Annotated in this window: 23 protein-coding genes; all 23 read left to right on the top strand. The window is 33.8% G+C overall.

Annotated features, from left to right (window positions below):
- Window positions 1-96 precede the first annotated feature (96 nt).
- Window positions 97-225 carry a hypothetical protein gene (locus tag FOC48_RS10130; RefSeq protein WP_269208041.1) on the top strand — a complete coding sequence of 43 codons (129 nt, stop codon included), beginning with the start codon at window positions 97-99 and terminating at the stop codon, window positions 223-225.
- On the top strand, window positions 218-718 hold the full coding sequence (locus tag FOC48_RS05910; RefSeq protein ID WP_003147083.1) for a hypothetical protein: 501 nt from the start codon (window positions 218-220) through the stop codon (window positions 716-718). The genes FOC48_RS10130 and FOC48_RS05910 overlap by 8 nt, the downstream gene beginning before the upstream one ends.
- Before the next feature lie 123 nt (window positions 719-841).
- On the top strand, window positions 842-967 hold the full coding sequence (locus FOC48_RS10125) for a hypothetical protein (RefSeq protein ID WP_003147082.1): 126 nt from the start codon (window positions 842-844) through the stop codon (window positions 965-967).
- Window positions 957-1,394 carry a DUF1492 domain-containing protein gene (locus tag FOC48_RS05905; RefSeq protein WP_003147080.1) on the top strand — a complete coding sequence of 146 codons (438 nt, stop codon included), beginning with the start codon at window positions 957-959 and terminating at the stop codon, window positions 1,392-1,394. Before FOC48_RS10125 ends, FOC48_RS05905 begins: the two co-directional genes overlap by 11 nt.
- A 185-nt stretch (window positions 1,395-1,579) precedes the next feature.
- A complete protein-coding gene (locus tag FOC48_RS05900) occupies window positions 1,580-2,122 on the top strand; it encodes a ParB/Srx family N-terminal domain-containing protein (RefSeq protein WP_003147079.1) in 543 nt (180 codons plus the stop codon).
- Window positions 2,115-3,125: a DNA cytosine methyltransferase gene (locus FOC48_RS05895; protein WP_003147078.1), complete on the top strand. Its 1,011-nt coding sequence runs from the start codon at window positions 2,115-2,117 to the stop codon at window positions 3,123-3,125. The genes FOC48_RS05900 and FOC48_RS05895 overlap by 8 nt, the downstream gene beginning before the upstream one ends.
- On the top strand, window positions 3,118-3,618 hold the full coding sequence (locus FOC48_RS05890) for a hypothetical protein (RefSeq protein ID WP_003147077.1): 501 nt from the start codon (window positions 3,118-3,120) through the stop codon (window positions 3,616-3,618). The genes FOC48_RS05895 and FOC48_RS05890 overlap by 8 nt, the downstream gene beginning before the upstream one ends.
- On the top strand, window positions 3,611-4,918 hold the full coding sequence (locus tag FOC48_RS05885) for a PBSX family phage terminase large subunit (protein WP_003147075.1): 1,308 nt from the start codon (window positions 3,611-3,613) through the stop codon (window positions 4,916-4,918). The genes FOC48_RS05890 and FOC48_RS05885 overlap by 8 nt, the downstream gene beginning before the upstream one ends.
- 61 nt (window positions 4,919-4,979) lie before the next feature.
- Window positions 4,980-6,419, top strand: coding sequence for a phage portal protein (locus FOC48_RS05880; protein ID WP_196792841.1), 1,440 nt, complete (start codon window positions 4,980-4,982; stop codon window positions 6,417-6,419).
- Complete coding sequence (locus tag FOC48_RS05875) at window positions 6,403-7,512, top strand: phage minor capsid protein (RefSeq protein WP_003147073.1); 1,110 nt, start codon at window positions 6,403-6,405, stop codon at window positions 7,510-7,512. The genes FOC48_RS05880 and FOC48_RS05875 overlap by 17 nt, the downstream gene beginning before the upstream one ends.
- A 108-nt stretch (window positions 7,513-7,620) precedes the next feature.
- Window positions 7,621-8,190, top strand: a complete 570-nt coding sequence (locus tag FOC48_RS05870) for a phage scaffolding protein (RefSeq protein WP_003147072.1) — start codon at window positions 7,621-7,623, stop codon at window positions 8,188-8,190.
- 18 nt (window positions 8,191-8,208) lie between these two features.
- Window positions 8,209-9,096, top strand: a complete 888-nt coding sequence (locus tag FOC48_RS05865; RefSeq protein WP_003147071.1) for a hypothetical protein — start codon at window positions 8,209-8,211, stop codon at window positions 9,094-9,096.
- A gap of 15 nt (window positions 9,097-9,111) precedes the next feature.
- Window positions 9,112-9,348 carry a hypothetical protein gene (locus tag FOC48_RS05860; protein WP_003147070.1) on the top strand — a complete coding sequence of 79 codons (237 nt, stop codon included), beginning with the start codon at window positions 9,112-9,114 and terminating at the stop codon, window positions 9,346-9,348.
- A gap of 28 nt (window positions 9,349-9,376) precedes the next feature.
- Window positions 9,377-9,772 (top strand): hypothetical protein, encoded by a 396-nt coding sequence (locus FOC48_RS05855; protein WP_003147069.1) that lies wholly within the window; start codon window positions 9,377-9,379, stop codon window positions 9,770-9,772.
- Window positions 9,762-10,103 carry a putative minor capsid protein gene (locus FOC48_RS05850; protein ID WP_003147068.1) on the top strand — a complete coding sequence of 114 codons (342 nt, stop codon included), beginning with the start codon at window positions 9,762-9,764 and terminating at the stop codon, window positions 10,101-10,103. Before FOC48_RS05855 ends, FOC48_RS05850 begins: the two co-directional genes overlap by 11 nt.
- On the top strand, window positions 10,104-10,448 hold the full coding sequence (locus tag FOC48_RS05845; protein WP_003147067.1) for a minor capsid protein: 345 nt from the start codon (window positions 10,104-10,106) through the stop codon (window positions 10,446-10,448).
- Window positions 10,445-10,858: a minor capsid protein gene (locus tag FOC48_RS05840; protein ID WP_003147066.1), complete on the top strand. Its 414-nt coding sequence runs from the start codon at window positions 10,445-10,447 to the stop codon at window positions 10,856-10,858. Before FOC48_RS05845 ends, FOC48_RS05840 begins: the two co-directional genes overlap by 4 nt.
- Complete coding sequence (locus tag FOC48_RS05835) at window positions 10,851-11,306, top strand: phage tail tube protein (protein WP_003147064.1); 456 nt, start codon at window positions 10,851-10,853, stop codon at window positions 11,304-11,306. The genes FOC48_RS05840 and FOC48_RS05835 overlap by 8 nt, the downstream gene beginning before the upstream one ends.
- 17 nt (window positions 11,307-11,323) lie before the next feature.
- Entirely contained in the window at window positions 11,324-11,695 is a 372-nt protein-coding gene (locus FOC48_RS05830; protein WP_003147062.1) for a hypothetical protein, read from the top strand.
- Window positions 11,688-12,260 (top strand): Gp15 family bacteriophage protein, encoded by a 573-nt coding sequence (locus FOC48_RS05825; RefSeq protein WP_003147061.1) that lies wholly within the window; start codon window positions 11,688-11,690, stop codon window positions 12,258-12,260. Before FOC48_RS05830 ends, FOC48_RS05825 begins: the two co-directional genes overlap by 8 nt.
- A 23-nt stretch (window positions 12,261-12,283) precedes the next feature.
- Window positions 12,284-15,874, top strand: a complete 3,591-nt coding sequence (locus FOC48_RS05820; RefSeq protein WP_003147060.1) for a tape measure protein — start codon at window positions 12,284-12,286, stop codon at window positions 15,872-15,874.
- Window positions 15,871-16,596 (top strand): hypothetical protein, encoded by a 726-nt coding sequence (locus FOC48_RS05815; RefSeq protein ID WP_003147058.1) that lies wholly within the window; start codon window positions 15,871-15,873, stop codon window positions 16,594-16,596. The genes FOC48_RS05820 and FOC48_RS05815 overlap by 4 nt, the downstream gene beginning before the upstream one ends.
- Window positions 16,596-20,546 (top strand): phage tail spike protein, encoded by a 3,951-nt coding sequence (locus FOC48_RS05810; protein ID WP_003147057.1) that lies wholly within the window; start codon window positions 16,596-16,598, stop codon window positions 20,544-20,546. The genes FOC48_RS05815 and FOC48_RS05810 overlap by 1 nt, the downstream gene beginning before the upstream one ends.
- Window positions 20,547-20,561: the final 15 nt, after the last annotated feature.

Below are 20,561 nucleotides of genomic sequence, written 5' to 3'. Positions count from 1 at the left end.
AACTATGAAGAATTAAAAGAAGCTAATGAATTAATAGATGAATTACATAAGATTAACTAGGTAATTAAAAAAATAGGAATAGAAAAATGTGTTCCTATGTATTGTTTCAATTATAAAGCTATACTTTTTGATGAGCAAATGGAGAAAGTATTAGATATTTTAAAAGGAATTAGAGATGGAATGGTTGAAGAATTAAATAAGTTAGGAGTGGTTGAGGATGATTAATGAAGAATTAAAACAACAGATTGAACAATTAGAACAACAAATTAAAGATTTAAAAGTAAAACTGGAAAAAGAGGTGGAGAAGAAGCCTTATGAAGTGGAAGTGCCAGAGGATGTAGACGATTGTTATACTACTGGTATATATGGTATTGTTGACCGTTTAGAAAATTTTAGTACACCTTATAAGGAAGGTTGTTATAAACGTGGTTTAATTTTCAAAACTAGAGAACAAGCTGAACAACACGACAAAGAACTTATATTACTGTTTAAATTACATAAATGGGCAGAGGAACATAATGGAGGATGGACGCCGAATTGGAGAGATTTTGATGAATATAAATATAGTGTATCGTGTGATTGTGATGAATATAAACTTTTTGTAAAAAGTTGTTGGTATGAAAATGCATTCTCTAAACTACCTTATTTTAAATCAGAAGAAATAGCAGAACAATTCATTGAAGAGTTCAGAGAAGAAATAATCGAGGTGCTTTGCTAATGGGGATTGAATTATGATATATGATTTAACAATTAAGTATAATAACGGTGAAGATTTAACCGTTGAAGCTAATGATGTTAATAACATTGATTATTTTTACTGGAGTGCAAAGGAGGAATAGCAATGCTGCCATCAATTGTAACGGGGTTATTTTGGAGTATATGTGCTATTGTTTTAATGATAGTGTTAGTTATGGCGATGCACATTTTAGCAACTTTATTAAAGGAGTTAACGAAAGATGAAGATTAAAAAACGTGTTGGAAATGATAAAAGAAGATATTTAGAGCGTATTTGGTGGTATGAAGATAGAATAGATAGTTTGCAACGTAGTTTGAAAGCTGAAGAACAACGTAAACAGGGTGTCAAGGCTATTGATTATCGTAAAGAACAAATCAAAGGCGGTAATAAGGATAGTTGGGAAGCTTTGATTGATAAGACTGATAGGTATAAACAAGATATTATTGACACGTGCCTTAAAGCAGTAGAACTTAAGAAAGAAGTGTTAGAGGTTGTTAATCAGGTGAAGAATCCAAAGTTACAACTTCTGTTAACTCTTAGATATATAGAACGCCTCAATTGGGATATTATCGAGGAGAAAATGGAACTACCACAAAATACTAGAAATAAATTACATGCACAAGCATTAAGTGCAATCAGAATACCTAATACTAGATAATATTTTATTATATTTTATAATATTTTATTATATTTTATAATATAATATTACCAAAGATAATAATTAATGTGCTATTATGATAGAGTGATATTTTTACAAAGTTCTCTTTTAAGTAAAAGTATTTTATCAGCAATTTAAAAAGTACCTGTTCGCAGGTGCTTTTTTATTTTATTAAGGAGGAAGATATGCAAATAGTAAATATTAACATTAATGATATAAAAGAATATGAATACAACGCTAAAATTCATACTGATGAGCAAATAGAACAAATAGTGACTTCTATTGAAAGATATGGAAATAATGACCCGATAGCGATTGATGAGAATAATGTGATTATTGAGGGTCACGGACGTTACCTTGCTCTTAAAAGGTTAGGTGTGGAAGAAGTACCAGTTATTAAATTAGAACATTTAACTGAGGAACAAAAGCGTGAATATATTTTAGTTCACAATAAACTTACTATGAATACTGGTTTTGACTTAGGAATCTTAGAACAAGAGTTAAATAAAATTGAATTTGATATGACTAATTTTGATTTTGAAAAGTTCGAACAAGTATTTGAAGAAGAAACAAGTGAATTAAATAAAGAAATTGAACTGTCAGAGCTTGAAGATAAAGTTATGTTAAAAGTTGAATTTGGTTATGATGAATATCAAATGGTTGTTGAGAAGTTACATGAAATTAACGAGGATAAAAGGTTGGCCTTGTTAGAGGTGCTCGATGTATAACTGGAGTTTTAAAGATTATCAAAAAAAGAACGGTTTAAAAGTTTTCGGTACCTTTATTTGTGGTGGTGGTTCTACTATGGGGTTTAAGCTTGCAGGTTTTGAACATTTAGGCGGTGTAGAAATAGACCCTAAAGTTGCTGAAGTCTACCAACTTAATCACAACCCTAAATATTTATACAACGAAGATATAAGAGCCTTTTTAGCTAGAGATGAATACCCAGAAGAACTATATAATCTTGATGTTTTAGAGGGAAGCCCACCTTGTTCAAGTTTTTCACTAGCGGGAAACCGTGAGAAAGACTGGGGCAAAAAGAAAGTATTTGCTGAGGGACAAGCTGAACAAAGATTAGATGATTTATTCTTTGACTGGATAAAACTTGTTGGTAAGTTGAAACCTAAAATTGCAATAGCTGAAAATGTTAAAGGAATGATAATCGGAAGTGGTAGAGCTTATTCAAAGAAAATCATTGAAGAACTAAATAAAATCGGTTATGATGTGCAATTATTCTTGTTAAATGCTTCAACTATGGGCGTACCTCAGAAAAGAGAGCGTGTATTTTTCATCTGTAGAAGAAAGGATCTGAACTTGCCTGAATTACAATTGAATTTTAATGAGAAACCTATAAAATTTAAAGAAGTTAGAGAAAAGGGTAAAGGTGAAGAAGTCAAAGGTGTAGCAGGTGAACTATTAGCGTATGCTAAAAAAGGTGAAACTAACCTAGAAAAAGCTTGTATTAGACTTAGAGGAAAAGGCTCATTCTTTAATACTGTTTTGTTTAGTGATGAAAATGTACCTAACACTATTTTAACTAGTGGATATCTACCAATCAAATTTGAAGATAAGTTATTTGCAACTGAGAATGAATTGAAATTAATTAGTTCATTTCCTCAAGATTATAAATTCAAGAATAAACCGCCTGTTTGGTTTATGGGAATGAGTGTTCCTCCTGTAATGATGTGTAAGATTGCTAGAGAACTTGCTAAATTGTTGGGAGGTGAATAATATCGCTAGAGGTAAGTACCAAGAGTGGTTAGAACAAGATAACTTATTAATGATTGAGGGTTGGGCACGTCAAGGACTTACTGATGAACAGATAGCTAAGAATATGGCAGTTGGACTTTCTACTTTGAAAGAGTGGAAAAAAAAGTATCCAGCTATTTCAGACTCCCTAAAAAGGGGAAAGGCTCCAGTAGATTTTGAAGTTGAGAATGCACTTTTAAAACGTGCAATTGGTTTTGAATACGAAGAAACAGAAACTATCATTGAAGAAATTGACGGGAAACAGAAGAAACGGGTTAAGAGAATCAAGAAAGTAGCACTTCCAGAAACTAGTGCTATTATTTTTTGGCTTAAAAATCGTAAACCTGAACAATGGCGTAAATTTAACCCTGTGGTAGAAGCTAAGATTAAAGCTGAAACTCAATCATTGTTAAAAGATAATGAGGTAGCACCTAGTGAAAATATTGTAATTGTGGATAGGTGGGAAGATGAATAAAGTATTTTATGTTCAAAAGAACGTCAACCCTCATTTTAAGTCAGTATGGTGTTCGAAAGTACCTTATAACGTGTTAAAAGGTGGTAGGAATAGTTTCAAGTCTTCGGTAGTAGCTTTAAAACTGGTTAATGATATGGCTAAAATGATAGCTAAAGGTGAGAAAGCTAATGTTGTAGTAATCAGGAAAGTAGCGAATACAATTCGTGATAGTGTCTTTAATAAGATTAATTGGGCCATTAATTTATATGGCTTAACTGATTCATTCAAAAGCACAGTATCACCGTTTAAAATTATTCACAAAGCTACAGGTTCAAGTTTTTACTTTTACGGTGCTGATGACTTTCAAAAGTTAAAATCGAATGATATTAACAATATCATAGCGGTTTGGTATGAAGAATCAGCGGAGTTTGACAGCAAAGAAGAATTTGACCAGACAAACATTACTTTCATGCGACAAAAACATAAATTAATACCGTTTGTACAGTTCTTTTGGAGTTATAATCCACCTAGAAACCCGTATGATTGGATTAACGAGTGGAGCGAAGAAATGAAAACAGTTGAGGGTTATTTGGTTCATGAATCAAATTATTTAAACGATGAATTAGGTTTTGTTACTGAACAAATGTTAGCTGATATTAACCGAATTAAAGAAAATGACTTTGATTATTATCGCTATATTTATTTAGGAGAGCCAGTTGGATTAGGTAATAACGTCTATAACATGGCTTGCTTTCATCTTTTAGATGAATTACCTAGTGATGATAAAATCATAGGAATATCTTATGCTCTAGATACAGGACACCAACAAAGCGCCACGGCTTGCGGTGCTTACGGTATCACTGCTAAAGGAAATGTAATCTTATTAGATACTTTTTATTATTCTCCAGCAGGTAGAAGTGTTAAAGCTGCACCCAGTGATTTAACGATTATGATTAATGGTTTCATTACTGGAGTACAGGAAAAATACAATGTACCTATTATTAGATTAACTATAGATAGTGCTGAGGGAGCGTTAAGAAATCAGTATTATAAAGATTTTGGTATTAGGTGGGTACCCGTGGCCAAAAAAAAGAATCAGACCATGATTGATATGGTAACAAGTTTACTTGCTCAAGGTAGGTTTTTTTATTTGAATAATGAAAATAACAAGATATTCATTGAAGAACATAAAATGTACAGATATGATGAAAAAACTATCAAGACACCAGAACCAAAAGTAATTAAAGAGGACGATCACACCGTCGACGAATTTAAGTATTTTATTTTAGACAACTCAAAACTATTAGGATTAAAAGTGTAGGAGTATAAAAATGAAAATTATACAAATTATTAAAGATTTTTTCAAAAGGAGCAAATATACAATGCAAGGAAGTTTAACAAGCATATTAGACCATCCGAAAATTGTTGTGTCTTCGGAAGAATACAACAGGATTCAGAACAATTTGAGATACTTTCAAAGTAAGTTTAACGATGTAACCTATCTAAATACAGACGGGGAGCAACGAACAAGAAAATTTAATCATTTACCATTAGCAAGAACAGCTTGTAAGAAGATAGCTAGTTTGGTTTATAATGAACAAGCTGAAATAACGGTGAATAATGAAACGATTAATCAATTTGTTAATGATGTTTTGCTAAATGATAGATTTAACAAAAACTTTGAAAGATATCTTGAAAGTTGTTTGGCTTTGGGTGGGATGGCAATGAGGCCATATTTTGATGGTAAAACAATTAAGGTAGCATTTATTCAAGCACCAGTATTTTTACCATTACAAAGCAACATGCAAGATGTAAGTAGTGCAGCAATCATTACTAAGACTGTTAAAAGTCAAGGTAAGACAAATATTTATTACACATTAGTTGAATTCCACGAATGGAACGATGAAGATTTAACAATTACAAATGAGCTTTACAAGTCAAACAATTCAAGCACAATTGGTAGTCAAGTGTTATTGAGTGAACTATATGAAGACCTAGAGGAAAGCATAGTGATTAAAGGACTGACTAGACCGTTATTTACTTACTTGAAAACTCCAGGAATGAACAATAAAGATATTAATAGTCCGTTGGGGTTATCGATATTTGACAATGCGAAAACAACAATTGATTTTATTAATAGAACTTATGATGAGTTTATGTGGGAAATTAAGATGGGACAACGTAGAGTTGCAGTTCCAGAGGGATTAACAACTATGACTGTTATGTCAGGTAGTGAATTTACAACTAGACGAAGATTTGAAACTGATCAAAATGTTTATGTTCAAATAGGTGGTGGACTTGACGAAAGTAAAATCGTTGATTTAACTACACCAATCAGAGCAGATGATTATATCAAAGCTATTAACAAAGGCTTAGCAATGTTTGAAATGCAAGTAGGTGTTAGCGGTGGAATGTTTAGTTTTGACGGAAAAACGATGAAGACAGCAACAGAAGTTGTTAGTGAGAACTCTGACACGTTCCAATTAAGAAATAGTATTGTGTCACTAGTAGAACATTCAATCAAAGAACTAGTAGTATCTATTTGTGAGTTAGGTAAGGCACATGGAATATATCAAGGTGAAATACCTAAGCTTGAAGATATATCAGTTAACCTTGATGATGGAGTATTCACAGATAGAAATGCAGAGCTTGATTATTGGGTTAAAGCCTTAGCAAGTGGAATTGTTAGTAAGCAATATGCCATTTCTAAAGTATTAGGGGTGACTGATGAAGAAGCTAGCAAGATGTTAAATGAAATCAATGAAGAAATGCAACCGAACCTAGATGAAACAGACGAGGTAATCTATGGAGCTAAAGAATAATGACGGTAATTATTGGATAAAATCAAAAGAAGTAGAAGGTTTATATCACGAACTAACAATGGATATTATGGTTAATATAATCAGACGATTAAAGAAACGTGGAACGGCTGATTTAATAGATAACCCTTATATATGGCAGTTAGAAAAATTAAACGATATGCATTTAATTACAGAAGAAAATGTAAAACTTATAGCTAAATATAGCGGAGTTGCTGAAGATGTTTTCCGTGATGTAATTGCTAATGAGGGTTACAAAGTTTATCAAGACAGCTATCAACAATTGGCACAGGCTTTGAAAACTAATGCACAACCTAATTATTTAGTTCAAGATAGTTTAGATTCACTAGCTAAGCAAACAATGTTTGAGGTTAATAATTTAATTAATACTACATTACCAAGATCACTACAAAATAATTATAAGCATACATTAGAAAAGGCAGTAGCTAGTGCAGTAAGTGGAACAAAAACTCACGAAAAAGCACTATCTGAAGCCGTTATGAGTATGTACCAACGGGGGTTCACAGCATTTAAAGATAGTGGAGGTAGGACGTGGACTGTTGAGCGATATGCACAAACAGTAATACGGACTACAACTTTCAGAGTATATAGAGAAATGAGAGAAAGGCCCGCTGATGATTTAGGAATCGACACTTATTATTACAGTGCTAAGTCTAGTGCAAGAGAATTGTGTGCACCATTGCAGCATCAAATAGTAACTAAAGGAGTTGCAAGGACTATAAAAGGTGAAAGGGTGTTGAGTTTACCAGATTATGGATATGGTAGCCCCGGTGGTTGCTTAGGAATCAACTGTGGACACTATCTGACACCTTTTGTAGTTGGTGTAAATTATAAACCCCAATTGCCAGAGTATTTAGAGAATCTAACCGAGGAACAAGCGAAACAAAACGCTCTCGATAAAGCAAGATTAAAAGCTTTTGACCGTGAAATAAAAATAAATAAAGATAAACAAAGATTAGCTAAAGAATTACAAGATAACGAACTACAAGCTAAATTAAAGTTAAGAGAAAATACTTTAAAGGCTGGTAGAAAGAACCTTATAGAAAAGAATCCAGTTGTTATCAGAAAATACTAATCTTTCGTCCTGAGTATGACGTTAAAAGGCTTATTTTTTTATGCCTTGCACGGTGTTAAAGTGCTAAAAATTCAGTCTACAGGACGTAAAACGAAAGGAGCTTAAATTATGAGCTTAAAACGAGATATGTTAATCGAAGCAGGAGTAGTTGATAAGGACGCAATCGATAAAATCATGCAAGCGTACGGTGCAGGTTTAGAGAAAGCAAAGCAACAAGTGAAGTTAGAACTAACTGCTGAGAATGACACATTAAAAGAACAACTTGAATCACAAAAAAATAAACTTGAAGAGTTAACTAAAAGTAATGATGTTAATTCAGAAGCTAAACAGGCTTTAGAGAAATTACAGGAAGAATACAACCAATTCAAGGTAGATAGTGATATCAAGTTGGCACAAATCAATAAAACAAATGCTATCGCATTAGCATTAAAAGATGTTAAAGCACACGATAGCGACGTTCTAATGAAACTTATCGATGTAGATAAGGTTGAGTTAGGAGAAGACGGGAAACCTAAACTTGATGAGGTGGTTAGTTCATTGAAAGAAAGTAAACCTTTCTTATTTGAACAGGAACAACAACCAACTACACCTCAGATTACAGTTGGAGGTAACCCTAACGGGAACGGAACAGCAGGGGTCGACCCGTTCCAAGCAGTAATAGACCAATATACGAAATAAAGAAAGGAATTTTAAAATATGACAACAAACAATAATAATTTACCAGTAAGAGTTTACACACCGCAATATACTAAAGTGTTATCTACAATTTTCGGTGTGCAAAAAGCATTTGCAGGAGCCTTAGCTCCAATTCAAACATTAGATGGAGTACAACACAACACTAAGGCTTTCATGGTTAAAACTAACAATACGCCAGTAGTAGTAGGAACTTACAATGCTGATTCAACAAAAGTATTCGGAGCAGGAACAGGAACAGGAAGCCGTTTTGGTGAATTAAAAGAAGTAATCTACACAGACACAGAAGTAAACTATGATTACTCACTAGCAATCCATGAGGGAATTGACCGTTACACAGTTAATAACGATTTAAACGCAGCAGTAGCAGACCGTTTAAGATTACACTCAGAAGCTCAAACTAGAGAGATTAACAAGAGAATCGGAAAATTCTTATCAACAAATGCAGGAGAAACAAAAGAACTTGCTAAACTTGATGAAGCTAGTATTCAGAAACTATTTAACCAAGTTAACGTTTATGTGGTTAATACTGAAATCAACGCACCGATTAAATGTTATGTAAGAGCTCAAGTTTATAATGCTATTATTGATATGGCTTCAACAAACAAATCAAAAGGTTCAAATATAAATTTAGATTCTAACGGTTTATTAAAATATAAAAACATTGAATTAGTTGTAGTGCCTGAACAATACTTTGAAAATAATGTTGTTGCAATCTTTTCTCCAGATGGAATTGTAATTCCATTCATCGGAATTGAAACTGCTAGAACTGTAGAAGCTGAAGATTTTGACGGTGTTAAACTTCAAGCTGCTGCTAAAGGTGGTACATTCGTTCTTGATGATAACAAGAAAGCAATTATTAAAGTTACAAGTGCTACACCGTTAGCATAATAGGAGGAAATAATAATGGTTAAATACTTAGTAAATGTAGATTTTACAGATAAAGATACTTATGAACAAGTGCCTAAAGGTACAGAACTAGATATCACAGTAAAACGTGCTGAAGAAATTTTAAAATCATTAGGTGAGGGAGCTTTAACTAATCTTGAAGAAGTAAAAGAAGAACCAAAAGAAGAAGTTAAAGAAGTAACTCCAGCACCTGCTCCAGCAGAAGAGAAAAAAGAAACTAAAGAGGTTGAGTAATTCAGCCTCTTTTTAGGAGGTTAAAAAAATGAGTTATTTAACTTTAGAAGAATACAAAGAATTAGGTTTTGCAGAGATTGAAGAATTTTCAGAATTAAAAATAAAGGCAGAAATGGCAGTAGATTTATACACTAGCTACTTCTATCAAAATAACAATTTAGAAGATGATTTCCCACCTAGAAAACATGCAGTAAAGCTTGCTATTGCTAATCAAATTCGCTACTTGAATGAAACTGGAATACTTACTGCTGAAGATAAACATTCGTTAGGTAGTTTGAGTATTGGAAGAACTACTGTTAATTATGGCAGTAGTGGAACTAGTCCAGCTAAAATTGAAGCTAGTAAATATAATCTAGCATTAGACACGATGAACTTACTAAAAAGCGTTGGGTTCGGTTATAGAGGTGTTTGCTATGATAGATAAGCGCCTTTTAACTGATACTGTAACTGTAAGTTTGGCAGGCGAGAAAGACAAATGGGGGAAGATTACATATAAAGAACCGTTTGAAATAAAATTTGTTCGGTTTGATAGAAGTTCTATAGATAAGACTACAAACACACAAAGCTTAACAAATATCACAAGGAACAAATCGGGAACCTTATTTATTTATCCTAAATTTAATAATGTTGTTGTTGTTGATGATAGTTGGTTACAAGCTAACATTAAAGATAAACACGGAGATTACAAAGTGATTAGTTTTGAAACGAATTACTTTGGAAATAAAGTGTTCTCTTATGAGTTAACGGTGATTTAGATGTCACTAAAAGTATCTTACGATTTATCGCCTATGGAGCGAAAGTTCGGTCCAGGGAACATTAAAAATACTAGAACAATGGTTGCTAATCAAATAGTGATTGACAGTGAAAACTATGTGCCAAGTGATGGTAAAGGAACTTTAAGAGCAACTGGTCACGCTGATGATGGTAGCGCCGTTTGGGGAACAGTATATGCTAGAGCACAGTTTTTCGGTACAAACGGAATTGTTAGATTCAGAAAATATACAACCCCTGGAACTGGTAGTAAGTGGACTGAAAAAGCTTCAAACAGCAACATGAGAAATTGGGAAGAAGTAGTTAAGAAAGGATTAGGAATAAGATGATTAATAACATTGATTTTCAAGATGTGCTTTGTGATTATATTAATTCTTTAAATTTGCCATTAGTAGCTAGATTAGATTATTTTATTGAATCAGATGATTTAGTAGTTAATTTAATTGCTGGTGGTAAGGTAGAGCGGTTATTTATGGACGGTACACAAGAAATTAGTTTACCTTTTGAAATTGCCATCAAGTGTATGGACAACCAAAAAGCTAACTCTATATTGTGGACTATCCACACCGCACTATCTGAATTTAATTTGCAATTACCTAGTGCAAACAATACTTATCGCTTCTTAGGACTAGAGGTTGGAAAGCCTGCAGTTAACGGACGTGATGAGCAAGATTATTTTATTTATACTTTACGTATAGTAGCAAAAATTGAAATTGAAGGAGATATATTAAATGGCTAGACAAAAGAACGCATTAAGAAAACATTTTGTAGCACCTTTTGATAAGGCGAACGCTACAACAGCACCAACAAAAGAACAGTACAAACTGTTAGCAAAATATATTAAAACAGTAAATGACGAAACAGATGAAGATACTGACGATGTAGCATGGTACGACGGAGACGGTACACCAGAAGAAACAGTAAAATCAGTAAAAGCTGGGTTCTCATTTGAGGGGAACTTCGATGTAGAAGATGAAGCACAAAAACTAATCGCTGACCTTAGATATAAAGTTGGTGATGATAGGAAAGTATGGTTCAAGGTGGTATCTTCAGACGGAAAAACAGCGTGGGAAGCAGTAGCAATTGTTTCTAAGATTAAAGCTGGAGATGGTGACGCTAGTGACTTTGAAAACTTTGAATGTACGATTAAGTGGGTATCATTGCCAAAACAAACAGCGGTAGCATAATTTAGGAGGATTTAAGCATGGTAGTAATTAAGAAATTTGAAAATGTAATTCCAGTTGATTTTGGAGAATTTGAATTAAAGTTTGTGACTAGTGATGAAAATGTTATTAAACTAGCAAACGTAGAAGAAAAAGCAGGTAAGGTTAAAGATATAATCGATGAACTAAAAGGAACAACTGAAGATATTAAATTAATCTATGATTTAGCTAAAGAATTGTGGATTGATTTATTCGATGAAGAAACTTTTGAGAAAGTTTATAACTTATATAACAAATCTTGTATGCCAACGTTACTAGCAGTATTTCAAACGTTACGTGGAATAACTCAAGAATTAGGTAACAGTTATTCTCCAGATAAGCTTATTAAGTATCTAAATATCGACCATGCTTAATTTAGCTTATAAATTAGAAGATGAATTAATTGTTGGTAGTGAAGTTTATAAGCTTAATCTTAGCTTTGATAATGTAATTAGGTTGTTTGATATGTTAAATTCTAGTGATCTTGAAGATTATCAGAAAGCACATTTTGCAATGATAATGCTAACGGGAAAATCATTTGAGAAATACTCGATTGAGGACGTAGTTTTATTTTTAGACGAAGTAATAAAAGAGCATATCAAGAATGAGGAATTTAATTCAGTAGAATATGATTTAGCTGGAAACCCTATGCCAGTTAAGGAAACAGAAGAAGAACAGGAGCAATTATATAGTTTGAAATATGATTCAGACTATATCTTTGCTTCTTTTTTGCAAGCATACAATATTGATTTAATAGAAATGCAAGGTAAATTGCATTGGAGAAAGTTTAATGCCTTATTAAATGGACTTCCAGAAAATACTAAATTTATGGAAGTTGTAAAGATTAGGTCTTACAAACCATCAAAACATGATAGCTCTGAATATAAGGAGCACATGCGAAAACTACAACGTCAATATGAACTTCCTATCAATGATTAGTTTAAAAGAAAGGAGGTTAATATATGGCAGAAGGAAAAGTTAAAATAGATGTTGACTTGAACGAAAAGGGTGCCACCTCTGGTATCGGACGGTTAAAAAGTGCCTTAAACGGACTTGAAAGTGCTGGAACTAAGGCAGGTTCAGTATTTAAAAGTGTGTTAGGTGCTAATTTAGTAAGTGCTGGGATAACGGCAGGTATTAGTGGTATTTCTAACGGAATACGAGGAATGGTAACTGAATTAAACAGTTCAGCGAAAGCCTGGAAAACTTTTGAAGGCAACATGTCAATGATTGGTAAGTCTAAGGAAGAAATCGCACAAGCTAAGGGCGTTATGCAAGATTATGCCACCAAGACTATTTACAGTGCTTCAGATATGGCACAAACCTATTCGCAGTTAGCAGCAGTAGGGATAAAAGAAACTGATAAACTTGTAACTGGTTTTGGTGGGTTAGCAGCAGCGGCAGAAAATCCAAAACAAGCCATGAAGACACTATCACAACAAGCTACACAGATGGCGGCGAAGCCAAAAGTAGCGTGGCAAGATTTTAAACTTATGCTTGAACAAACCCCAGCAGGTATGGCGGCAATTGCCAAGGAAATGGGGATGTCTTTAGAAGAACTTGTTAAAGGTGTTCAAGACGGTAAAATCAAAACTGAAGATTTTTTCAACGCTATTAAGAAAGTTGGTAACAATGCTGATTTCAGTAAAATGGCGACCGAGTTTAAAACTATAGACCAAGCAATCGATGGAGCGAAAGAAAGTTTAGCTAACAAACTTCAACCAGCGTTTGAGAAAGTGAATAAGTTCGGAATTAAAGCTATTTCAGGTATTGCAGACGCACTAGACAAAGTAGACTTTGGGAACTTTGCTGAAAAATTAGGTAGTTTCTTAGAAAGCATTGATATTGATGGAGTAGTTAATGGAATAGCTACTTCAATTAAAAATGTTGTAACAGTTGCTAAGGAACTGTGGAAAGGGTTGAATGATAGCGGAGCAATAAGCGCCGTTTTAAATGCTTTTAAAAACATTCAAAAGGCAGTAACTAACCTTGTTACAGCTTTGTCAAATAGTGGAGCAATTAGCACATTTGCACATGCTTTAGGTTTAATCGTTAACGTAGTAGCGAAAGTGGTTAGTGGTTTTGCTAAATTAATAGCTTCACTTCCACCTAGTGTGATTAGTGCCATTGCTTACTCATTGTTAGGTATCGTTGGTTCTCTTAAAGCCATCAAGTTGGCAACTAAAGGACTTGATTTAATTAAGGGGTTGAACCCGTTTAAGTTATTCAAGAAAAACGCTACTGAGTCACTAGATGAAGTAACGAAAAAAACTAAAGAAACTAAAAGTACTGTATCTCAAATAATAGAGAGTTTAGGAAAAGTACTAGAATCAGCAGGAAAAGGAATAAGTACTGCAGCTAAGGGAATTGGTGAGGGTATCAAAACAGCATTGAGCGGAGTTCCGTCCGTTCTTACTGCTTTAGGTACTGGAATTTCAACTGCTGCACAAGGTATAGGAACTGGATTATCCATCGCTTTTAGAGGTCTGGCAAGTGCCATTGCTCTAGTGCCACCACCAACGTGGCTTGCATTGGGTGGTGCCATTCTTTTGGTGTGTGCTGGTCTTGCACTTTTAGGAACTCAAGGTGATGGAGTTGCTAAGGTCTTTCAAGCCTTAGGAAGTGCCGTGTCACAAGTGATTATTGCATTAGGTACTGGATTATCAGCCGTTTTAGTTTCATTAGGTAGCGTTATTCAATCAGTTGGGACAGCAATTGAGAGTGTAGGTAATGGAATAAGATTAGTATTTGAGGGAATTGGATCTGTAATTCAATCTGTAGGTACTGCCATTAAGTCAGTGCTTGAGGGGTTAGGTTCAGCCTTTACTGGTTTTGGAAATGGAGTAAGATTGGCTCTTGAGGGAGTTGGAACTGTAATTACTTCAGTTGGTACTGCTATTCAATCAGCCTTACAAGGAGTAGCAAGCATTATTGATTCCGTTGGTAATGCTATTAAGTCAGCTCTTGAGGGTGTAGGTTCCGTGATTGAATCTGTAGGTAATTCAATAAAATCAGTATTAGAGGGTGTTGGAACAGCCTTTGAAAAATTCGGTAATGCAGTAAAAAATGTGTGTGACGGAGTTAAAGAAGTAATCGATTCAATCGGTGGCGCAATTAAGAATGTACTTGATGGAGTAGCGAACGTTATTAAAAGTATTGGTGAATCAGCTGAAAAAGCAGGTAACGGGTTTAGGTTATTTGCCGAGGGAGTGAAGACACTTGTTGATTTAAGTTTAGGTGATTTAGTTGCTACATTAACAGCAACGGCAACTGGAGTAGGTGCAATAACAGCTCACGCTGGAGAAATGACAACGGCTGGAGCTGGTATGCAAACAATGGCTAGTGGTTTATCAATGTTAGGACAAGCGGCAACTGCCGTTCAAGGAGCATTTACTGCCTTACCAACATTAATCACAAGCTTAACTACTTCATTAAATGCTTTACCACCTATCTTAATTACAACTTCAACAGCCGTTCAATTATTTAGTACTAACATTACTACTTCATTAGCTGGACTTATGACTGCTAGTGGTTCAATTAGTGCTTTCAATAGTCAGATTACAAGCATTGGAACAGCGGTAAGTTCTGTAACTGTATCAATTGGTGCATTTGGTATTGTGCTTTCAAGCTTAGCAGTAAGTTTTGGAACAACTTCAGCTTCAATCGGTGCATTAACTGGTGTAGTTAGTGGTTTAACCAGCGCATTATCTCAAGTGGGAAGTACATCAACTAGCGTAGCAGGTCAGATTAATCAGATGGGTACTTCGATTTCATCAGTTGGAGCAACAGTATCTGGTATGGTCGCAAGCATAAGTGGAGCAATGAACAGTTTAGCTGGAGCCATTTCTTCAGCTATGAATAGTGCCTTAGGGTCTATTCAAAGTACATGTCAACAATTTGTATCTACACTTCAACAAACAGCCTCTCAAATGGCACAAGAAGGACGTAGAGCAGGTGAAGAAGCAGGAAAAAATATCGCTGAGGGGTTAAGAAGTAACGAAGGCAACGTCCGTTCAGCGATGGAAAGTATCAAGAATATTGTTCAAAGCGTGGGTCAAAGTATTGTGCCAGTTGCTTATAACGTGGGAGCACAAGTAAGTAACGGTGTTGCTGAAGGTATGTATTCAGCCTTAGGTGCGGTGACTGCTGCAGCAAATGCAATAGTCGACGAGGTTGATAGGGCGTTGAGAGCTAAGGCTCAAATTCACTCACCATCAAGGCTTACACAAAAAAGAACAGGTCGCCACTTAACAAGTGGGGTTGCTACTGGTATGGTTAAAAATATGCCAGCGTTAGATAAAGCTTTCGACGTTTATCAACGTGCAATTGATAAGTTCAAACCTAACTTTGTGCCTGAAAACATGTTAAGTTTTAAAGGTGTTCCATCATTTGCAACAGCTGGAGGAAGTAGTAACAACGTTACTAACAACAAAACAAGCAACTTTGGAGCATTGCTTCACATAGAGAATTTAAGTACAAATTCTGAAGAAGATGTTCGTAAACTTTACGAGCAAATAAAATTCTTAATTAAGGAGGAGAAAGACAGATTATGATAACTAAATATATCACTTACAATCAACTGAATACTAAGGAGTTGGGATTAAGATTAGTAGATGAAATAGAGTTTGAATCTTCTTCTCACTCTATGGAATTAGTAGAAATAGACGGTGTGAACGGTGCTAAGATTAAAGATAATAAACGACTGACTGTAATTGAAAGAGCATTTCCATTTAAAATCTACGATGAGAAAGTAGATGTTCAAAGCATAATTAATAAATTAAACGATCGTATTATAAATTTAAAGCCTGGATGGTATGATTTTGGTTGCAGTTGGGATAGTGAGTATCTTTATAAAGCATACTTTTATGAAACATTTAAAATTGAAGGAACATTAACTAGTAAGAAAAAATGTATCTTAAATTTTAAATTACACCCTATTAAATACTTGAAAACAGGACTTAGTAAGATAACAGTTTCTAATGGTCAAATTCTAAGAAACCCAGAACGAAGAGAAGCTAATCCACTAATTAAATTAAGAGGAACTGGAGATATTAACTTAAATATTAATTCTCAAATATTTAGGTTAAAAGGGGTTAGTGGACACATTATAATTGACTGTGAAACACAGTCCGCTCATTGGGACAACAAAGAACCGCAGTACGATAAAGTGTTCACATATCCATTTCCACACCTTGAAATAGGTGATAACAGGATTTCATGGGACAACAACTCATTTGTTGTTGAAATAACCCCAAGATGGGAGGCACTAGTTTAATGGCTTATCCTATACTATATAAAGCAAATGAAACTAACTTTGAACATTTGGGAGTGTCAGTTTTATCTGACGCTTCTAAATGCTACGTTTCAAGAGAAAGAAACGGGATATATATTCTTGAATTTGATTATCCAGTCAATGGTAAAGACGTTGATAAAATCAAAGAAGGGATGATAGTCAAAGCAGACGCAGGTTACAGAACTAAAAATCAACGTTTTATAGTTTCAAAGATTACTAAAACACAAAATGATTTTAAAATATACTGCCAACACGTATCACAAGTTAAAACTACAATGAATGCTATCAGACCAGATATAACATTAACGAGTGCTAGTGCAGTAGGTGCTTTAACAGTCTGGCGAGATAACTTGTTAGATAGTCGTGAGGAGTTCTTCGTGCAATCTGATATTAGCACGTTAAATTCAACAACATGGAAAGTTGAAAATATTGAGAACGCCCGTGACGCTTTAGGAGGTAAAGCAGGTTCAATTCTTGATGTTTGGGGCGGTGAGTATGAGTTTAATAACTTAAATATCACGCTTCATAAAAGTATGGGAATTGATAACCCAACCATAATTGCTTATGGTAAAAACTTGTTAGACTTAGAACAAGAACAATCCATACTTGAAACTTACACTTCGGTCTTTCCTTTTAAAAAATATACTGATGATAATAACAGGGAGCAATTAATAACATTGCCAGAAATACTACTTGATAGCACACACTTAAATAAATTCACACATAGAAGAATTTTAAAAATTGATTTTTCAAGTGATGAAAACTTAAAAACGGTGGAGCAGTTAAGAAGTAAAGCTAAAAGTTACATTAAAAGTAATAATGTAGGTGTACCGAAAACTAACTTAAAGATCAACTACCAAGACTTATCAAAAGTTGAGGGAATATTTGATAACCCAGCACTTGAACAGATAGATTTATGCGACAGATTAAAGGTTTATTACAACGAGCTAGGGATATTAAATGAAAATGCGAAAGTCGTTAAGGTAATTTGGGATGTTATCCTTGAAGAAAATCACGAAATAGAAGTAGGGGATAGTAGAAGTAGTTTCACAGATAGTACTTCAGCTAAATTAGAATCACTACAAGCACAAAATGATTCAGTAATTGCTAGAATAAATGCCCTAGTTGCCGAACAAGAAGCAGCATACGACAGATTCTTTAAAGAAAAATCTAAAGTTATTGAAGATAAGGTTAAAGATGCTTATGAAAAAACCTTATTAAGTAGCGAAGAAAAAATCCGAAAAATGGGTGAAACCTTTGATGAGAAACTAGCACCTATTAGAGACCAAGTATCAACAACCGTTGAAAACTACAATAGACAATTTCAAGCTACAAACTTAGAAATAAGCAAGAACAGAGTTGAAGCTACTAAACAAATTCAAGCCTTATCTGATAGAGTAAACAACATTCAAGATATTTCTAACAATGAAACAGTTAGAGAACTTAGAGGACTAGTTAACGGTGCTACTAGTAAGGTTACAGAACTTGAAACTAGCATTACTAGAGAATTTACTGACGTTAAAAAGAAAAATGAAGATAGTTTAAATGCAGTTAAAGCTGAATTTACTAAAGGTGTAGATGGACTAACAAGCAAGATTAGTTCTTTAGAAGAATACAAAAATCAAGATGAAAGTAGAACTGAAAACTTGAAACAATGGATTCAAAACGATACTGCTAGTCAATTAAGCCGTGAAAGAACTGAAATTAATAGAATAATTGATAATAAAGGTTTTGTTAAGAACACAGAATTTAGTAGCAAGTTTACAGAGAGTGCCAGAGAGATAACCAACCAATTAACAGCGTTAGAAAACTACAAGAATCAAGACGGAGTAAGAACAGCTAATTTACAAATTTGGGTTCAAAATAACACAGCTAATCAACTAGCTACAGAAAGACGTAGTATTGAACGTTGGGTAAACAACAAAAGATATATAACTACGTCTGTTGTTGAAAATAAAGTGCAAGAAACAGCTAATAGTTTCAGTCGTGAGATTAGTAATGTAAGGGAAAGTATCCCAACTAGTGTAGGTGGAAGAAATTATATACTTAATTCTAACTTTGCTAAAGATTTAGAAAGCTGGGAAATGGCTAGATTAAATAATAGTGGTTTAAATTGGCAAAAAGGACACGCAATAACTAATTTTGGAAGAGGATTGCATATTTGGGGTACACCTAACGGAGATTATAAAGGTTTAGGAACTATGTTTAACTTAACAGCAAAACAAGGTGAGAAATTAACCTTATCAATGGATTTAGGAAAAGATGCATTAAATAACAATGCTATTTTATTTATAGGTTTACATTATATCGTTGACAATAATATAGTTAACCAAGAATGGCAAACGCTAGACTTAGCAACTCAAAATTTTGAAGTTAGAAAATATAAACGAATTACAAAAACATTTACAATTGGCTCTGATATGAATCGATGTCGATTGATGATACACACTCAAAATAATAAACTTATCAATTTTTATATTGATAATATCAAATTAGAAAAAGGAAATATAGCTACCGACTGGACACCAGCCCCAGAAGATGTAGAACAAAGTGTCAATGAGTTAAGCACGTGGAAACAAACTGCTACAGAAACATTAAATACTGTTAGTAGTGGCTTAAATGATACTGTAAGACACTCACAACTGCGAGTAGGTGCTGATGGAATTAACTTTGGTTCAAATCAAGTTTTTGACGGAAGAAACCTTGCTAGTATGTTGTCAGTAAGTCCTGATAGTATTAAAGCAATAACTGATAGATTAGTAATCACACCAACTAATGAGAATTTAGTATTGCCTGAACATAGAGATATTTTTATTTTAAACGTTAGAAATGGTTTCTTAAATAAAATTTATGGGAGAAATGTTGATTTAGAAGGAGAATATCAATTTAAAGTTTCTATAATTGATTTTGATCCACCTACGCTTTATGCATCAATACATGTAAAATATAAAGATGGAACTGATAGTTGGTTTAATTCGGAATTTCCATCACCTAATTTAGAAACTTTAGAAACAAGCACTTCTGTAAAAGTGAAAGTGGAATCGATAAAAGAAATTGAATATATAGAACCTTTAATTTTTCAAAATAAATTTAGCGATTTTTATAGGTTTCATTTGAAAAAATTATTTGTAGGTAAAAAGAAAAGTGCGGAACTTATCGTAGATGGTTCAATCGAAGGAAGACACGTTAAAGCTAACACGCTTGAAACTGGACACCACAAAGCAAGAAGTATAACTTCAGAAATTATTGCTGCTAAGGCAGTAAAAGTTGGTCATTTACTTGTAGATGATGCAATGATAGATGAGTTTGTGGCACATAAAGCTTTCATTAATAAGCTTTGGGCACAAGATGCATTCATTAAAAATCTACAAACTGTGAATTTTGATTTCACTAGAGGAAGTGGGGATTATATCCAATCAACTAATGGAAATATGAAATGGGATTTAAATAATAACTCTATGATATTAAAATCTAACGCATCTATTGAGTTTAAAGAGAGTGGAAATGTTCTATTTAGACGTTACAATGGGCAAACAACATTTTTAAACTTTGTAAATGATATTACTTACACAGAATCAAGCGTTGTGTTAGGTGGAAACAGAAATAACACATTTGATCCAAATGCTGGAACGTTTGTTGGGATGAGGATTTTCCCAAAAACAGATAAAGTAAGTTTCCTAGCCGATAAGATAGTTATGAGCGGAGGAGTAGGAGAAAGCAATGGATTTTATATAGACGTATTGAAATCGAGAATTTCACCTGTTAATACAACGAGTGCAGATATTTATATAGGTTCAAAAAGTGGGGGGGTATTTTCTTTAAGGAAGGTTTTAGCCAATATTATATGGAATCTAGAATTATTGCATAATAATAAAGCAAATGAAAGTAGATATACTTATACCACATTCGATTATAAAGATATAGAATTATAAAAACTGGAGGAAATA

The organism is Gemella haemolysans (assembly GCF_012273215.1).
In the GTDB taxonomy this organism is placed as follows: domain Bacteria; phylum Bacillota; class Bacilli; order Staphylococcales; family Gemellaceae; genus Gemella; species Gemella haemolysans_A.
This window is presented reverse-complemented; position numbering and strand designations above follow the sequence as displayed.